The organism is Cytobacillus sp. FSL K6-0265 (assembly GCF_038003465.1).
In the GTDB taxonomy this organism is placed as follows: Bacteria; Bacillota; Bacilli; order Bacillales; family Cytobacillaceae; genus Cytobacillus; species Cytobacillus stercorigallinarum.
The window spans coordinates 793,635-808,684 of sequence record NZ_JBBOPE010000001.1 but is presented as its reverse complement, the minus strand read 5'-3'; the positions used below and the strand labels follow the sequence as shown (position 1 = coordinate 808,684).

15 protein-coding genes are annotated in these 15,050 nt (G+C 36.9%); 5 read left to right on the top strand and 10 right to left on the bottom strand.

The window, feature by feature from the left end:
* The first annotated feature begins 339 nt into the window (after window positions 1-339).
* On the top strand, window positions 340-723 hold the full coding sequence (locus tag MHH73_RS04150) for a nuclear transport factor 2 family protein (protein ID WP_191816664.1): 384 nt from the start codon (window positions 340-342) through the stop codon (window positions 721-723).
* Window positions 724-755: 32 nt separating this feature from the next.
* On the opposite strand, the gene MHH73_RS04145 is transcribed toward MHH73_RS04150, so the two are convergent.
* A complete protein-coding gene (locus tag MHH73_RS04145) occupies window positions 756-1,280 on the bottom strand; it encodes a dihydrofolate reductase family protein (RefSeq protein ID WP_318245516.1) in 525 nt (174 codons plus the stop codon).
* A gap of 154 nt (window positions 1,281-1,434) precedes the next feature.
* Here MHH73_RS04145 and MHH73_RS04140 point away from each other — a divergent pair, with 154 nt between their 5' ends.
* Window positions 1,435-1,848, top strand: coding sequence for a VOC family protein (locus tag MHH73_RS04140; RefSeq protein ID WP_341064926.1), 414 nt, complete (start codon window positions 1,435-1,437; stop codon window positions 1,846-1,848).
* Window positions 1,849-2,001: 153 nt separating this feature from the next.
* Here MHH73_RS04140 and MHH73_RS04135 read toward each other — a convergent pair whose 3' ends face one another.
* The 4 genes from MHH73_RS04135 to MHH73_RS04120 all read right to left on the bottom strand — a co-directional run bounded on the left by MHH73_RS04135 (window position 2,002) and on the right by MHH73_RS04120 (window position 5,922).
* Complete coding sequence (locus MHH73_RS04135) at window positions 2,002-2,244, bottom strand: hypothetical protein (RefSeq protein WP_191816667.1); 243 nt, start codon at window positions 2,242-2,244, stop codon at window positions 2,002-2,004.
* Between the two features lie 29 nt (window positions 2,245-2,273).
* The gene (locus tag MHH73_RS04130) at window positions 2,274-2,906 is read right to left on the bottom strand and encodes an HNH endonuclease family protein (protein ID WP_341064923.1); all 633 of its coding nucleotides are present in this window, start codon (window positions 2,904-2,906) and stop codon (window positions 2,274-2,276) included.
* Between the two features lie 866 nt (window positions 2,907-3,772).
* The gene (locus MHH73_RS04125) at window positions 3,773-5,440 is read right to left on the bottom strand and encodes an FAD-binding dehydrogenase (RefSeq protein ID WP_341064921.1); all 1,668 of its coding nucleotides are present in this window, start codon (window positions 5,438-5,440) and stop codon (window positions 3,773-3,775) included.
* 29 nt (window positions 5,441-5,469) lie between these two features.
* Window positions 5,470-5,922, bottom strand: coding sequence for a DUF4037 domain-containing protein (locus MHH73_RS04120; RefSeq protein ID WP_341069668.1), 453 nt, complete (start codon window positions 5,920-5,922; stop codon window positions 5,470-5,472).
* An 83-nt stretch (window positions 5,923-6,005) separates the two neighbouring features.
* On the opposite strand from MHH73_RS04120, the gene MHH73_RS04115 reads away from it, so the two are divergent.
* Both MHH73_RS04115 and MHH73_RS04110 read left to right on the top strand, forming a co-directional pair.
* The gene (locus MHH73_RS04115; RefSeq protein ID WP_341064920.1) at window positions 6,006-7,040 is read left to right on the top strand and encodes an IS1595 family transposase; all 1,035 of its coding nucleotides are present in this window, start codon (window positions 6,006-6,008) and stop codon (window positions 7,038-7,040) included.
* Between the two features lie 22 nt (window positions 7,041-7,062).
* Window positions 7,063-7,476 carry a PH domain-containing protein gene (locus tag MHH73_RS04110; RefSeq protein WP_341064917.1) on the top strand — a complete coding sequence of 138 codons (414 nt, stop codon included), beginning with the start codon at window positions 7,063-7,065 and terminating at the stop codon, window positions 7,474-7,476.
* Here MHH73_RS04110 and MHH73_RS04105 read toward each other — a convergent pair.
* Both MHH73_RS04105 and MHH73_RS04100 read right to left on the bottom strand, forming a co-directional pair.
* Window positions 7,470-7,955, bottom strand: a complete 486-nt coding sequence (locus MHH73_RS04105; protein WP_341064915.1) for a hypothetical protein — start codon at window positions 7,953-7,955, stop codon at window positions 7,470-7,472. The genes MHH73_RS04110 and MHH73_RS04105 overlap by 7 nt on opposite strands.
* A 118-nt stretch (window positions 7,956-8,073) precedes the next feature.
* The gene (locus MHH73_RS04100; protein WP_191816672.1) at window positions 8,074-10,086 is read right to left on the bottom strand and encodes a methyl-accepting chemotaxis protein; all 2,013 of its coding nucleotides are present in this window, start codon (window positions 10,084-10,086) and stop codon (window positions 8,074-8,076) included.
* A 225-nt stretch (window positions 10,087-10,311) separates the two neighbouring features.
* Between MHH73_RS04100 and MHH73_RS04095 the strand changes: the two genes are divergently transcribed.
* Window positions 10,312-11,184 (top strand): glucosaminidase domain-containing protein, encoded by an 873-nt coding sequence (locus MHH73_RS04095; RefSeq protein WP_191816673.1) that lies wholly within the window; start codon window positions 10,312-10,314, stop codon window positions 11,182-11,184.
* A gap of 163 nt (window positions 11,185-11,347) precedes the next feature.
* Here the strand turns inward: MHH73_RS04095 and MHH73_RS04090 are convergent, their stop codons facing one another.
* Genes MHH73_RS04090 through MHH73_RS04080 form a run of 3 tightly spaced genes read right to left on the bottom strand, consistent with a single transcriptional unit; the run spans window position 11,348 to window position 15,028 of the window.
* On the bottom strand, window positions 11,348-12,511 hold the full coding sequence (locus MHH73_RS04090) for a Ger(x)C family spore germination protein (RefSeq protein ID WP_191816674.1): 1,164 nt from the start codon (window positions 12,509-12,511) through the stop codon (window positions 11,348-11,350).
* Complete coding sequence (locus MHH73_RS04085; protein WP_341064911.1) at window positions 12,508-13,950, bottom strand: spore germination protein; 1,443 nt, start codon at window positions 13,948-13,950, stop codon at window positions 12,508-12,510. The genes MHH73_RS04090 and MHH73_RS04085 overlap by 4 nt, the downstream gene beginning before the upstream one ends.
* Window positions 13,928-15,028, bottom strand: coding sequence for a GerAB/ArcD/ProY family transporter (locus tag MHH73_RS04080; RefSeq protein ID WP_341064908.1), 1,101 nt, complete (start codon window positions 15,026-15,028; stop codon window positions 13,928-13,930). The genes MHH73_RS04085 and MHH73_RS04080 overlap by 23 nt, the downstream gene beginning before the upstream one ends.
* Between the last annotated feature and the right edge of the window lie 22 nt (window positions 15,029-15,050).

Genomic DNA, 15,050 nt, shown 5'->3' with positions numbered 1-15,050 from the left:
GACGTCGCTCGGTTGTCTGTGTTTAGGGTAAACATATATGGTGGTATTTTGTTTATAGAGACAACAAAAAACACAGACAATCTGCGTTTTCTGTTCGAAATTATCACGATGAAAACCATTAAAAATGTGCAGACTACTCCCGTTTACCCTGTTTATGAAAACAGAGCCCTTGAACATTATTCAATTAGCTGTTCAAAGTAACGTGGCGTAATCTCATACTTGCAGTCATTTTTAATGATCCTCCCTTCTTTTATTAATAATAACTATATTACGACCTCCATTGATTTGTCAATCAGGCAAAAAATCCGTTAAGATAAATAAAAAGGAGTGAAAAGTACGATGAGCTTTACTTTTACTTACCCTAAAGATTGTAGCAATGCACCAAAAAAAGAGACAATCAAAGAAATGATCCATGCTTTTGCTAGTAAAGATCCCTCTCGAGTTTCTCACTATTTGTCAAAGGATATACAATGGGATCGAGTGAATCATCAGTTAATCATTGGCAAAGAGCGTTTATTTCACTTCTTTGCTAACACTCAAGATAATAATGTCCAATCTTTACATATTGAGCGAATAATCACCCATGGGAAATTAGCGTCAGCGGATGGCACTTATACGATGTCAGATGGTTCCTCATTTTCTTTTTGCTATATCATTACCTTCACAAGTGCCGGAAAAAATATAATTAATGCTGTCAAAACCTTTTTAATTAAACATGATTGAATGATTTTGACAGCACATTAATTCTCAAAACATTACCTTTCCACAACATAATGTAATTCAACAAATTGATTAAAGGTTCTCGTGCTTTTTAAAGCAAGATCGAATTGATAATCACCTGCCTTAAAAAGCGGAATGCCCTCACCAATGATTCTTGGTGCAACAGTAACAATCATTTCATCTACAAGTTTTTCTTGTAAGAATGTATAGAGTAAGTCACTCCCGCCGATTAGCCATATGCTTTTTCCTTCGCCATTTTTTAAATGATTTGTAAATGTTTTAATATCTGGATGAACAAATCTCACATATTCCGTATCTTCATTATCTGATCGGGAGAACACAAAACATTCCTTATCCTTGTATGGAAATTCCCCCTTCTCTTGTTCCATTACCCAATCATACGTACGCTTTCCTATTAAGATTGTATCCACACCGTTGATAAACTCACCATAGCCATTATCTCCTTCTGACTCCACACTAAATAACCAATCTAGCGAATCTTCTTTTGTTGCGATATAACCATCTAAACTTTGCGCAATATATAGTACTACTTTTCTCATCATAACCCTCCTTTAACGGAACATTTGTTCTTATATTTTAACATACATCTTCATTAATATCATCTACAAAGTATACAAATTTAAATTAAATAATATCAAAAAATTTAATATATTATATTATTATATATAAGCCATTTTTTTAAGGAGGAAACCTATGTTTAAAGTCGGTAGCATTTTTATACCTGTTTCAGATATTGAAAGGTCTTCATTATGGTTTGAAAAATACTTAGGTGCCAAGAAAATTGACGTTTGGGAAGGTGGCGCAGGATTTTATTTACCTACTGGGTCAACTCAGTTAGCTTTAATCAAAGTGAATTGTCCACAACCGACGGAATTCACTATACAAGGTAAACAAAAAAACGCCTATTATAATTTTGTTGTGGATGACATTGAAACAGCTCATCAGCATTTTAATCATAATGGTGTCACAACGACTGATATTCAACATATGGGAGAGATGGCGTTCTTCGATTTTTTCGATATAGACGGTAATCCATTTAGTGTAGTAAATGAAGTAAAAGATTCACCGTATCATTCAGAGAATGTTAAAAGAATGCAAGAAAAGTAAGAAGAAAAGGAGGAATGAACAAAATCACTCCTCCTTTCCCTCAAACGAATCAGCTTAATTGAAAAATCCTCTTTTATGTTTCCGTTTTACTTTCCTTTTTTCCTCCTATTTCTATTAAAGAAGCTGCTAAGTAGGGCAACGATCCTTTTTACACTATGGTCTCTCTAGTACAGCAACCAACATACGATGAACCTCATGATGATCACGGGTATCATAGAGCTTATAACTCATTCCAGGAAGTGTGTACCATTCTTCCGCATCTACATAAGTAATCGCAAGAGTGAGGTTACCTTCTTTATCAGAAGTCGTTCGTAATTCAAGATCTCCACTGATGACACCAACCTCAGTAGTCATAACACCATGCGTTGCCTTAAACACAGATGAGATTGTATTCATTTAAATGACTCCTTTCATTGCTTGATTGTTTAATAGGAGCAACTATTGAGCATTCCTTGAAGAGCTGTTTTTTCAGAACTCTGCAAATGCAAACCCCAATTGTATTTTGTATTGATCCACATTTTAGCATAAGCACAATTTGCACCTGCACGAGGTGGTTGCCATGTGGATGGATCTTGGTCACCCTTGGAACGATTTGAGCTGGCTGATACTGCGATGAGCTGTGGTCCATTGAGGTCATTGGCGAAGTCCTCTCTTTTAGCCGTTGACCAACTACTTGCCCCAGAACGCCATGCTTCTGCGAGTGGAACGACATGATCAATATCTAATTGTGAGGGGTCATTGAAAGTGATACCATCATAATAGCTATACCATTTACCTGAAGTTACTGGACAATTTCCACTATAATTGTCAGCATCACGCTTAAGGGTCACTTGCCTTGTATCACAACCATCCCCTTGACTAATCCAGTGAGGGAATTTTTCTCGACTATAGCCACTCATGGATTCTTCATTTTGTACATTTAACGAATTAAGTTGGGCTTGGGTAGTAGATTTGGATGGCAAATCTGGAGGCAAAGCAGAAGCAGAGAGTACATCATACTGAAAAACAAGCAATGATAAAACAAGCGACAAAGAGAACAGCAACGACTTTTTCAACATAGAATTCCTCCTCATTATAATAGCTGTCTATATCAACACTCTAATAAGAGCTGCTAATACCAATCTTGGATAGGACTTTCTATGAGATTCCGCAGTCATTCAATCATTTTGTCTTATTTGTATCTACCTTATTAATGGTATAACATACTTAGTATAGATTAAAGTTACAATGTTATTAATATTTTGTTAATTTGATTTTTTTATATACTAGAGTAGAGAGAGAGTTTTACCGAAAGAGAATAACATGCATGAATTAAGACTGGTATTACTTGAGTGATTTTAGGTAGCAATACCTTCTTCATGCACTCTCTCGGATGCACTTTCTTTTTGAGAACCGAAATGAAAAGCCATGCAAATTCGGTTTTCGCGTCACTATAGGGGGCTGTCGTGTTGACACACACAAAGCAGTTGAAAATACGGGCATATTGTACGCTAACATAATCAAAATGGGGATCGCTGAGAGCTCGAGCTTGTCCTTTGGGATTGCCTTTTTTCAACCCCTCTTATGTGCGCATTTTTTCTTTGCCCACACTTCTTCTTCACTTGACACACTCTTTTGTGGGCTTTTCCTCTTTGCCCACACTTCTTCTTCATTTGACACACTCTTTTGTGGGCTTTTCCTCTTTGCTCACACTTCTTCTTCATTTGACGCACTCTTTTGTGGGCTTTTCTTATTTGCCCACACTTCTTCTTCATTTGACGCACTCTTTTGTGGGCTTTTCTTATTTCTAATCACCATATTTGAGACTGCCAGGAACTACTCATATATCACATCACTTACAACTCTAGGTACGACACTTTCCTAGAAAATGGTTTTTTTCATTATATGAAAGTCTCATCAGTCTATAAGTCATCGTATAAGCTCCTCATATCGTTTTTTTATCTAATGCGGCCACAATCGCTTCACCCGCCACTTTTCCTGTAAAAAGACAGCCGCCAACAAACGTTCCCTCTAATGAGCGATAGCCATGCACTCCACCGCCGCCAAAGCCTGCTACTTCTCCTGCTGCATACAAGCCGGGAACAGGAGAGCCCTTTTCATTTAACACCCTTGCTGATAAATCGGTTTGCAGACCACCTAGTGTTTTTCTACTTAATAGATTTAAACGAACGGCAATGAGTGGGCCGTTTTTTGGATCAAGAATTTTATGAGGCTTAGCCACTCGTATTAACTTGTCCCCCAGATAGTTTCTTGCTCCTCTAATAGCTGTCACTTGCAAATCTTTTGTAAAAGTATGATCAATCTCACGGTCTCTTGCTTGAATTTGTCTCTCAATTTCATCCACTTGCAACAAATCATTGCCAGAAAGTTTATTCATGGCAGTGACAAGATCACCTAGTTGACTAGCAATAACAAAATCTTCCCCTTTATCCATAAATGCTTGTACTGGCGTTGGTACACTTTTTAATGCTCTGCCAATCACTTTACTAATGCTTTTACCCGTTAAATCTGGATTTTGTTCGGAACCAGATAAGGCAAACTCTTTTTCAATTATTTTATGAGAAAGAATAAACCAAGAATAGTCATAGCCTGTTTTTTTAATCGCTTGAAGTGTACTTAGTGTATCAAAACCTGGATAGTTAGGCGCTTGAAAACGCTTTCCAGTTGCATCAAGCCAAATAGAAGATGGACCAGGAAGAATACGAATCCCATGGTTCTCCCATACAGGCTGCCAATTCTTAATTCCTTCTGTGTAATGCCACATGCGGTCTCGGTTTACTATCCTACCGCCTGCTGCTTCTGTAATCGCAAGCATCTTCCCATCCACATGTGCTGGAACTCCTGTGATCATTTGTTTAGGTGGTTCCCCAAGCCTACTTGGCCAGTTTTTACGAATGAGCTCCATATTTGCCCCGATTCCTCCACTAGAGACTAAAACGATTTTTGCATCATATTTAAAGCTGCCCACCACCTCTCGGTTACTTCCTTCTCCACGTTTTGCTTGACTGTTTTTTAATACGGAGCCACTCACTCCAACAACCATCTTACTGTCTGTTATTAATTGCTCCACACGATGACGCGGTTGATATTGAACCAAGCCGTTTTTCATATGTTCTCTCACTCGGCGTTCAAAGGGCTCAACGATGCCTGGGCCTGTTCCCCAGACAATATGAAAGCGTGGTACCGAGTTACCAGGTCCATCAGCCAACTGGCCACCTCTCTCCGCCCAGCCAACTACTGGGAAAAAACGAACGCCCATCTTGTGTAACCATGCCCGCTTTTCTCCTGCTGCAAATTCAACATAAGCTTTAGCCCATTGCAACCCCCAATAATCCTCATCTTCTATCCGATCAAAACCAGCTGTCCCCTGCCAATCTTGCCATGCTAACTCCTTAGAATCCTTTATCCCCATTCGTCGTTGCTCGGGCGAATCAACTAAAAACAAACCTCCAAATGACCACCATGCTTGGCCACCTAAGGAAGCTTCTGGCTCTTGGTCTAAAAGTAATACCCGCTTCCCACCATCCGCGATTTCTGCCGTTGCCACCAAACCCGCTAATCCTGCGCCAACCACAATTACTTCAACATCCATCTACCTTTCCTCCATTCAACCATTTAATTTTAGTTAAAACTATTATTACTTGTAGGGCGGATTAACTTACTTTTTTGCTTCACTTCATTTAAATCTACCTCAGGATACTCTCTTTCTATTAATCGATATGTTTCTTCTAATAGTTTCTCAAGTTCTTGTAAACCTTCCATCGTTAATTGTCCTATATGGATTTTCTCTAACCTCTGTAGAAAATCCACTGGTTTAACTTCCAATTCGTTGACAGATTTCTCTAGCCATTTAAAACCAGGGTGTTGAATGAATTGTTTATTCAATGCGAATAATAATATTAAAATATTCCTTTCAACTGAAAAAAGAACTTGTTGTAACATATACCAATCATTTCTCTCAAGTAATGCATATCGACTATGCCACCTATTAGTTACTTCTTTATACTCATTAATCAAATGTATTGTGAGTGCTGATGGATATAGATCCATTTGTCTTCTTAAATCTTTGGCTATGTTAATTAACTCTGTTGATATTTGATTAAAACGAACAAGTGTTCTATTATATAAATAAGAATGCTTGTTTTGGAGGGTTTTAAATGACTTTAAGAGAATTAATAGAAGAGATTAAAAAATTGAATTCGGCTGAACAACATGGTTTGAAAGAATTTTTTATAAATTCTATTGCGTCATTTTCAGCAAGTGAACCCGTTTTCCAGGAAGTTACTGAACGCAAAAATAAAGATGGCTATGCTTGCGTACATTGTAGTTCTAAGCAAGTCGTGCGTTTCGGTAAGTATATGGTAAAACTAGGTCTAAAAGAAGTTGAACGTCAACGATACCGTTGTAAAGATTGTCGAAAAACGTTTTCCGATGTAACCTCTACTCCTCTTTACCGCACTCATAAACCAGACAAATGGTTAGATTTCATTAAATGTATGTTGGAAGGCTATTCTCTTCGTAAATCAGCAGAACTCATTGGTGACATTCATTTCGTTACCCTTTTCTATTGGAGACATAAAATATTATCTGCTCTTAATCAAATGGACTTCAACACATTTTCAGGGATTGTTGAGATGGATGAAACATATTTTCTGTACTCTGAAAAAGGGAGAAGAAATATAGAAGGACGTAAACCTCGAAAACGTGGGGGGGCTTCAAAATTTCGTGGTATTAGCCACGAACAAGTTTGTGTTTTAATCGCAAGAGACCGCCAAAAATCCACTTATTCAGGCGTACTTGGTAGAGGTCGAATTGTAAAAACTCAATTAGATAAGGCAATTGGCTCTAAATTATCATCGGACAATACGCTTTGCACCGATGCTTGGAGGGCTTTTTCAACCTACGCCAAAAGCAAAGGATTGGTGCATTATCGTTTCAAGTCAGACGGAACAGAACGAGTAAAAGGATTATATCATATCCAAAACGTCAACAACTATCACAGCCGACTAAAAGGCTGGATGCAACGGTTCAATGGTGTAGCAACAAAATATCTTGAACATTATTTAAGTTGGTTTCAATTCTTAGACATCGTGAAGCATCGAAGTGACAATGTATCTATAACTAAAATGATTGTAGAAAGTTGCTTATTGCCAATTAATGAAACTTATAGTTCATTAAGAACGTTAAATTAATAGGGAAAGGGAGGGGATTTGAATGTATTTTCCATCAAAAAAAGATTTATGGATATATCCTATCAATTGGGGTTGTATAATTGCTTGTTTCACTCCATTTTTTATAGGAAGAGACTTTGAAGCACTTTTTTTCACTATACCTTTGGCAATCCTGTTAGTTTGGAGTTGGTTTACAACAGGATATACAGTAAATAATGAATTACTAATCATCCGAAATGGCCCAATAAAAAAGAAAATTCCAATAAAAGATATTAAAAAAATTACAAAAACAAAAAATCCTTTAGCATCTTCCGCACTTTCGATTGATAGGCTTGAAATAATTTATGGCTCTGATTATGGGATGGCACTCGTTTCTCCAAAGGATAAACAAAAATTTGCATCTTTGCTAAAAAGTATTAATCCACAAATTGAGGTTAATAACAATATAAATCAATGAGTGTTAGAGTGATTTCGGAAAATCACTCTATTTTTAGCCCAATTAACAACAATATTATTTAACATAGCCAAATCTTTAAATATGTCTTTACCAATGAGTGGAATACCACTTTGTAGGCTTGCAAGTAATACTTGTTTTTCAATATCTCCGTTATATTTGATTAGAAGGTCAGCGATGATCCGCTGAAAAGTTGTCGTGCGAAAATTACTTATTTCATATTTGATGTTAGAGACCATATACGTTTCCGACCATTCTTCATCTTCATATGGATAAAAATCGAGGATTTCACCCCCTCTTTCCTTCATTGGGTAAAGTCGTTCCTCATCGGTAGGGTCTTTAATCCATAGAACATTGATTTCAATATCTGAATATTCGTCTGCCCAACCACGGGAAACAGATCCAGAAATATATACAACATCAACCTTAGGATTACTTCGATAATATTCAGTAACTTTTTTAGCCCCATCGATTAAAATCATGGATACCATCCTTTTACATATTTAAATAATGAACCTTAAAATACTACACAATATACCAACCCCTAACCTTCGTTAAAAATGAAAAAAATCCTGCTTTCACAGGATTTTTTCGTCTATATTAAAGTTTGAAGCGACCAATTAATGATTGAACATTTGCCGCTAAGTTATTTAAGTGTTTCGCGCTTTCCGTCACATTTTCCATCGAGCCGCTTACTTCTTCTGCAGATGCAGAAGTTTCTTCAATGCCTGCTGCTGATTCTTCGGTCACAGAGGCAATTTCTTCAATTGTACCGTTCATTTCTTGACTATTTGCTGTAATATCGTTAAGATTTTCTGCAATTTGAGCAATACTTTCTCCCATTTCTTGCAGTGAAAGGCGGATATCATCAAATGTTTGATTCGTTTCATCCATTTGCTCTTTTCCTTTTTCAACCTCTGTATATCCCGTCTGCAAGGAAACAACGACTTCTTTTGAATCAGATTGGATCGTCATGACAATTGATGTGATATCTTGAACAGATGCTGCCACCTGTTCTGCTAATTTACGAACTTCTTCTGCTACAACGGCAAATCCACGACCATGTTCTCCCGCTCTCGCCGCTTCAATAGCTGCATTTAATGCAAGTAAATTCGTTTGCTCTGCTACTTCTTTTATCACTGCAACCAACTTTGTAATATCTTGTGTTTGTTGATCCAATGTTTTCATTTTTGCTGTCGTTTGACTGACAATGTCATGAATCGTCTCCATTTGTTTCGTCGATTGCTGCATATTTAACGTACCTTTTTCCGTCATAACAAAAACATCTTTTGTTTTTTCTTGAATCATCTCACCATTCGCATTGGTCTGATCAATTTTGACAACAAAGTCATTCATAAAGGAGGAAATATCACTCGCACTTTTCGCTTGTGCTTCTGAACCGTAGGCAAGTTCCTCCATTGTTGTCGCAATCTGTGAAGTGCCTGCTTTTACTTCTTCAGAAATTAATTTCAATTCCTCACTTTTTGCTGTCACTGTGTGAGAAACGTCTTGAACATCAACGAGAAGCGTTTTTATTTGTTGATTCATTTCATTCGTTGCAATTACAAGGTGGCCAATCTCATTTTTATGTTTGATAGGAAGTGGTTCATGAGTAAAATCTCCATCTGCCATACTTTTCATTCTTCCTACCACCTCATTCATCGGCTTTGTTAAGGTCCGGGTAATGAAGTATGACGTTACAATCGCTAACAATAAAACCACACCAATAGTGATTAAATTAGGTAACACGATGGCTTCCCCTTGTTTTTCTAGATCTTTCGTATTGACAATACCGCCGATAGTCCATCCTGTTGTAGGGTTCTCAATATAATGAATAATCTCCTCCCCTACCTCGATACGTCCTTGTGATTGTTCATTAGACTCTGCCGACAAATCTAATGAAACAGCTTGTCCAATAAGCGCGGAATCAGGGTGAGCAACATATTTACCAAAAGGATCGACAATCATGCCATATCCCGTTTCACCTACATCCATTTGATTGACCATCTCAATTAAAGTGTCAACAAGTACATCAGCCCCAACCACACCGACTAATTGGTCATTTTGGTAGACAGCTTGAGAAATCGTTATAATCGTTTCCCCTGTACTACCATCTTTGTATGGTGCTGTCCAAACGGGATCACCTTTTGCAGCAGCCGCCTCCTTATACCAATCTCTTTGTTTCGCAAGGAAATCACTTCCTAAATCAGCTTCTGGATAAATAACAACTTCACCCGTACTCTCACTAGCTGAATAAAAGTTAATGACAGCGTCAGTTGTTTCTTGTGTTTCGCCGAAATAGGCTAATACTTCTTGATTGTCACCTTCTGACGGAATGATGTCCTCATTCATCGTCATTCGGGTCATGATTTGATGCTGCTGCATAAAGAACATCTCAAATGTACCGTTTAAACTAGTTAATTGTTCTTCTACGTTTTGATCGAGGATCGCTGTCGTATTTTTAATACTAAAATAATAACTAACATAACTAACCGTCATGACTGCAATGATAATTAACGCTAAGAACGGCAGTAATATTTGAAATTGAATCGTGGATGTTACGCGGTTTAGGAATAAGTTTTCCTTCCCCTTTCGATCGAATAACTTGCCCATAAACATTCCCCTTTTTATCTAAATGCGTGATTAATGACCTATTAATAAAAAAATAACCACATCTTTTGTCCTGCTATTTTTATCGGCAGACTAAGCTATCCTTTCATATCTATCTGTAATGATAGAAAATTTAGTTTATTAGTCTTACAAAGGGATGTCACTGGAAGAATGAACATGATTCAAGTTATATTAGTAGAAAGTAATATGGAATAAGGGGACATTCGAATGAAAAAGAGCAAGTGGATTTTATTTACACTCGTGTTGTTTATAGTGGGCATGTACTTTATCTCTATGAATAAAGAAAAAAGTATCTCCATTGACCAAACAGAACAAGTTCAAGCAGTTGTCGATGAAACGAGTCGTGGAAAGGCTCAAGTTGATTGGCGCTATGTTTCAGCAATGGCAGAAGTGAAGTATGGTATTGAAGAAATAAGTGATGAGGAAATAAAACAACTAACAAATCAATTTATTATCGAAGAAAATGAAGCTTTTAAAATTAAAGAGATTGATAGAGTATTAGCAGAGAATGAGTATAACCAAGAAGAAAAAGAAGAAGTGAAAAATTACTATAATCAATTAACAGATCAGATTGAGGCAGCGGAGAATAATAATCTAAAAAAAATGCAACGAAACTTTATTAAAGATATTGAGGCAATTGCGATAGAGAACTATGAAACATATCGAATTCTCCCATCAATTACGATTGCTCAAGCCATTCTTGAATCCGATTGGGGAAGATCCACACTCTCGTCCGAATATAATAACTACTTCGGAATCAAGAGCCATAATTGGGACGGAGAATCAGTAAACCTAGAAACGAAAGAGTACTATGATGAAACCATTGAGGATGCTTTTAGGGTATATGATCAAATGGAGGATTCCGTAAAGGACCATGGTGAGTTCTTAGCCACTCACGATCGCTACAAGAAAAACGGTCTATTCAATGGCACAACTTATATGGAGCAAGCAGTAGCGTTACAAGACGCTGGGTATAGTACAATTGAAAATGAACAAGGCGAAAAAATCTATAGCGACCAATTGGCGCAGATTATTCAGCAACACCAATTACAATTGATTGACAGTAAAGTATATCAATAAAAAAACAATTGAGAACGGATAGACCGCAACTACAAGTCGTTCTTAAAACAAAAAATCTATACCCTTTGAACAAATAGATATTGGTAAATTAAAAAAACACTCTCCTATAAGTAGCTAACTCTTTATTACCTGTCTACTTATAGGGGAGCCAAACAACTTCGGTTTAGTTTGTCTTACCTCTTTCATTAAGTTCTTCAAACCGTTTGTTTTTAAATGCACTAGCATGTTGAATCGTTACATCAGCACTTACTTCTACCTCACTTTTATCTAAGTAATTTTCTTTGTCCTTTTCCCAACTTTCAAAATCACTACGAAAGAGAATATGACCCAGATCAAGAAAGTCTACGCCTTCCTCTAACCCTAATTGGAATAAATCTTTAATTTCTTTCGTCAAGTGTTCCTTTGTTTCTGTAAGTAACTGATTATATTTCTGGTCATTTACCTTATTCCCAATACTTGCTTTCACGTCTAGTTGAACTTCAAAATGATAGTTGCCTCCCTCACTATCTACCAGCTTCTTCTTCGTTTTAATGTTATCAATTACAATAATTGTATCCTGATTTTCACCATCTGGCACTTTTAACGAAGACCTTTCTGTACCCTTGGATACCCACCTAATTCCTTTAATTGAATCCAAGATATAAAAACCTTTATAGTTAATATCTTTTATAAAAAAGGCGCCGCTATACGTCAACTTAGGCTCTTTCTTTAGGTTATTCTTCCATTGGGACTCTGTGATTGTGATGCCAGGTAAATAAGTCGTTTTCCCAGGTTCAAATATTTCTCGAAAAAATTGATAAAGCTTGATCGGTCTCACCATTGTGCTTTGTTTACTTGATCGATCCGGATGATGCAATAAGGTTTCAAGAGAGGATTGCTTGAATAATCCTAATGTGGACAATACCTTATCAATTGGATCTTTAGTAGCAAATATCCAAGGAGTTAACCGGTATTCATAATATCTCGTCAACTCATCCAATACATGATCAAGCCCACGCTCTATGATCGCTTCACTGACAACAATTGTAGAGATATGCGAAAATATAATGACTTCCTGTTCAGATTTATATAATTCAAAATACGCATCTAATAATGTTTTTCCAGAAGAAGTAGAAATATATGTTTGAGCAGGGCTTGTTTCTCCTTCTGTTTTTGCCACAGCTTCAAGTCCAACTAGTTGTATATATAATTGGTATTGCCCATCTTTAAAGTCTACACCTAAGGCAGTTGCAAAATTCAGGTTCTGTATCTCTTTCATGTCAGACTTACAGGATGCACATGTCACTAGGAGAAGTAAACATACTAACGAAAGGCAGAACTTTTTCATTTGCTCTTTCTCCTTATACTTGCAATCCAGTTATCATTCTTTCTTCTGTGAAAAGGATTTACCATGAAAGCGGACAAAAACTTACTAAAATTCAGAGATGTGATCGGCTCTAAATAAGCCACTTTAAAGGACTCGAGTCTTGTTAAATAAATAACAATACTGATGAAGCTTAAAGCGAATCCATAAACCCCTAAAAAAGTAGAGAAAAGCATCGTATATAATCGGAGGATCGTTACAGTACCAGTAAGTGATTGATTTACTAATGTAAAAGTGGCGACTGCCGCCACAGCAAAAACAACAAGCAATGTGGGAGAAGCAAGCCCCGCTCGAATGGCCGCATCTCCAATTATAATACCCCCTACAATTGAAATCGTTTGTCCTAAAGCAGTCGGCATCCGAACGCCCGCTTCTTTTAGTAATTCAAAAAGAAGGAGAATGAGAAACGATTCTAATGGTAAAGAAAAAGGTAATCCATGGCGCGAAATTACGATGGTTGCAATTAAAGGATAAGGTAGTTGGTCAATATTAATATTCGTGATGGCAAGGAAAAAAGACGGCACGAATATAGCGATAAATAAACAAACTACTCGAAGTAATCTTTGAAAGGCAACAATATAATAAGGAAAGTGAACATCTTCAGGAGATTTGATCATTCCTAATAGGTTCATCGGCCCTATTAACACAGTAGGCGACCCTTCAACAATGATAACAAATCGACCTCTAAGTAAACATTGCGCTGCAAAGTCTGGCCTCGTAATATAATCTATAAGAGGAAAGAGTGAAAATGTCTTATCTGATAACCATTGTTCAAGTTGCCCCGCACTAATAAGGCTTTCGACATCGATTTTTGCTAGTCTTTTTCTCGCCTCGTCAATCACATTTTGCTTAGCCTTTCCCTCTAAATAGACCAGCACAGTTTTTGTATCTGTTTCACTCCCAATTTGAAAGACTTCACTCTTTAACTTTTCTGTTTTAATTCTTTTTCTAATCAAAGCTAGATTTGTATGTAATTCTTCCGTAAATCCGTCTCTTGCCCCTTTTAAAGCAACCTCCGTTTGCGAGTCTTCAGGTGAGCGATGTGGAATTTGTGCAATATCGATGGCAAAATAATTTCTGCCACCGTTTACATAGAAAATCACATAACCAACTAACAAATGACTCACCATATCCTTTGTTTGATGGATTTTTAAAAATGTCGGCCATTGCATTGTCATTTCTTTTGAGCGGTATCCTTCATTGAAATAAGTCACAATCGCGTGTACATAACGGTTAAATTGTTCTCTACTAATCATTCCATCGGCGTATAAGGTGAGTACATTTTGTTGTGTAACCAAATGGATATCTGATGTTTGATTAAATAATTCTTCTAAGTGTCGATGGTTTAGCTTTCCGGTATCTAAGAGTTTATCTAATTGTTTATATTGACTTTCCTCGGTCATACTCTTTTTCACCCTTTCGGCTAGGAAGATAGCTCACGAACAATAAAATAATGGTCATAAACACCCCAAAACATAGGGCAACCTTGTAAAAGTAATGTTTAATGATATGGAAAACAAGGATATCGCTTGTCTGTAAGGAAACGATGGCATATAAGATAAGGGCAGTTAAAGTTATGAGCATAACCTTCCACCACTTTTTTTGAATATGGAGTATTTCCGGAATAAGAAATAAACACAATGAGACTCTGATGGTTACACCACTTAATAATTGAAACACAGCTAAAGCATCCACATGGGATATTAAATCCCCAATTGACACAAGCCGCCATTGTTCAAAAGCGGGAAACCGCATATTAGCAGCCATACTTGGACCAAATGATGTTAATGAACCAATGGTGGGCCCCATAATAAGCATCGTTAAACCAGTTAATAACAATATTAAATACCAGTATGGTATCTTCTTTTCAAAATAATGATGAATGATAAAAAAGATAAGTAAATCTACACTCCCACCTAGCACGATGATTACACCTTCTATAACAGAAGCGTCTTTATCAGCAAATAACGGCAAAAGGTAGGAATAATCTTTTTCCTCTAATGTTGCAATCGCGACAAACATACCTAATCCCCATACAATCGGCAAGAGAATGGTCGAAGTATAGATAATCGTTTTGAATCCCGAAACGGCCGCCCACACACATAAAAAAATAAAGGGTAAGGCAACAATCCATATAGGTGTAAATGGCAGGAAAAAAATATGCACGGATTGGATTAAATCAAAAAATGAAACAAAACCAGCAACAATAAAATACAACAGAAACAAACTCATAATACTATAGGCAACAAAATTACCTACTCTCTTTTTCAACCATATAAAGGTATGTTCGCCTTCTTTGTTTTTAGATAAGATAAGCTTATACAGATATATCCAAACAAACATAATACCGTAGGCGATTAATACGCTGAACCAAGCATCTCGTTTAGCTAAACCCAACAAATGGGGTAAAATGAGCACATGATTAGATATGCCTATAAATAAAATAATGACAAAGGCAAGTTGAAGGCGAGAAAACTTCATTTATCCACCCTCTCAATCATCC

Excerpts from the sequence above, each read along its gene's own strand:
- MHH73_RS04090 (WP_191816674.1), bottom strand. The coding sequence starts at position 12,511 with ATGAAAAAGTTCTGCCTTTCGTTAGTATGTTTACTTCTCCTAGTGACA.
- MHH73_RS04095 (WP_191816673.1), top strand. The coding sequence starts at position 10,312 with ATGAAAAAGAGCAAGTGGATTTTATTTACACTCGTGTTGTTTATAGTG.
- MHH73_RS04105 (WP_341064915.1), bottom strand. The coding sequence starts at position 7,955 with ATGATTTTAATCGATGGGGCTAAAAAAGTTACTGAATATTATCGAAGT.
- MHH73_RS04100 (WP_191816672.1), bottom strand. The coding sequence starts at position 10,086 with ATGGGCAAGTTATTCGATCGAAAGGGGAAGGAAAACTTATTCCTAAAC.
- MHH73_RS04110 (WP_341064917.1), top strand. The coding sequence starts at position 7,063 with ATGTATTTTCCATCAAAAAAAGATTTATGGATATATCCTATCAATTGG.
- MHH73_RS04080 (WP_341064908.1), bottom strand. The coding sequence starts at position 15,028 with ATGAAGTTTTCTCGCCTTCAACTTGCCTTTGTCATTATTTTATTTATA.
- MHH73_RS04140 (WP_341064926.1), top strand. The coding sequence starts at position 1,435 with ATGTTTAAAGTCGGTAGCATTTTTATACCTGTTTCAGATATTGAAAGG.
- MHH73_RS04130 (WP_341064923.1), bottom strand. The coding sequence starts at position 2,906 with ATGTTGAAAAAGTCGTTGCTGTTCTCTTTGTCGCTTGTTTTATCATTG.
- MHH73_RS04150 (WP_191816664.1), top strand. The coding sequence starts at position 340 with ATGAGCTTTACTTTTACTTACCCTAAAGATTGTAGCAATGCACCAAAA.
- MHH73_RS04135 (WP_191816667.1), bottom strand. The coding sequence starts at position 2,244 with ATGAATACAATCTCATCTGTGTTTAAGGCAACGCATGGTGTTATGACT.
- MHH73_RS04115 (WP_341064920.1), top strand. The coding sequence starts at position 6,006 with ATGACTTTAAGAGAATTAATAGAAGAGATTAAAAAATTGAATTCGGCT.
- MHH73_RS04145 (WP_318245516.1), bottom strand. The coding sequence starts at position 1,280 with ATGAGAAAAGTAGTACTATATATTGCGCAAAGTTTAGATGGTTATATC.
- MHH73_RS04085 (WP_341064911.1), bottom strand. The coding sequence starts at position 13,950 with ATGACCGAGGAAAGTCAATATAAACAATTAGATAAACTCTTAGATACC.
- MHH73_RS04125 (WP_341064921.1), bottom strand. The coding sequence starts at position 5,440 with ATGGATGTTGAAGTAATTGTGGTTGGCGCAGGATTAGCGGGTTTGGTG.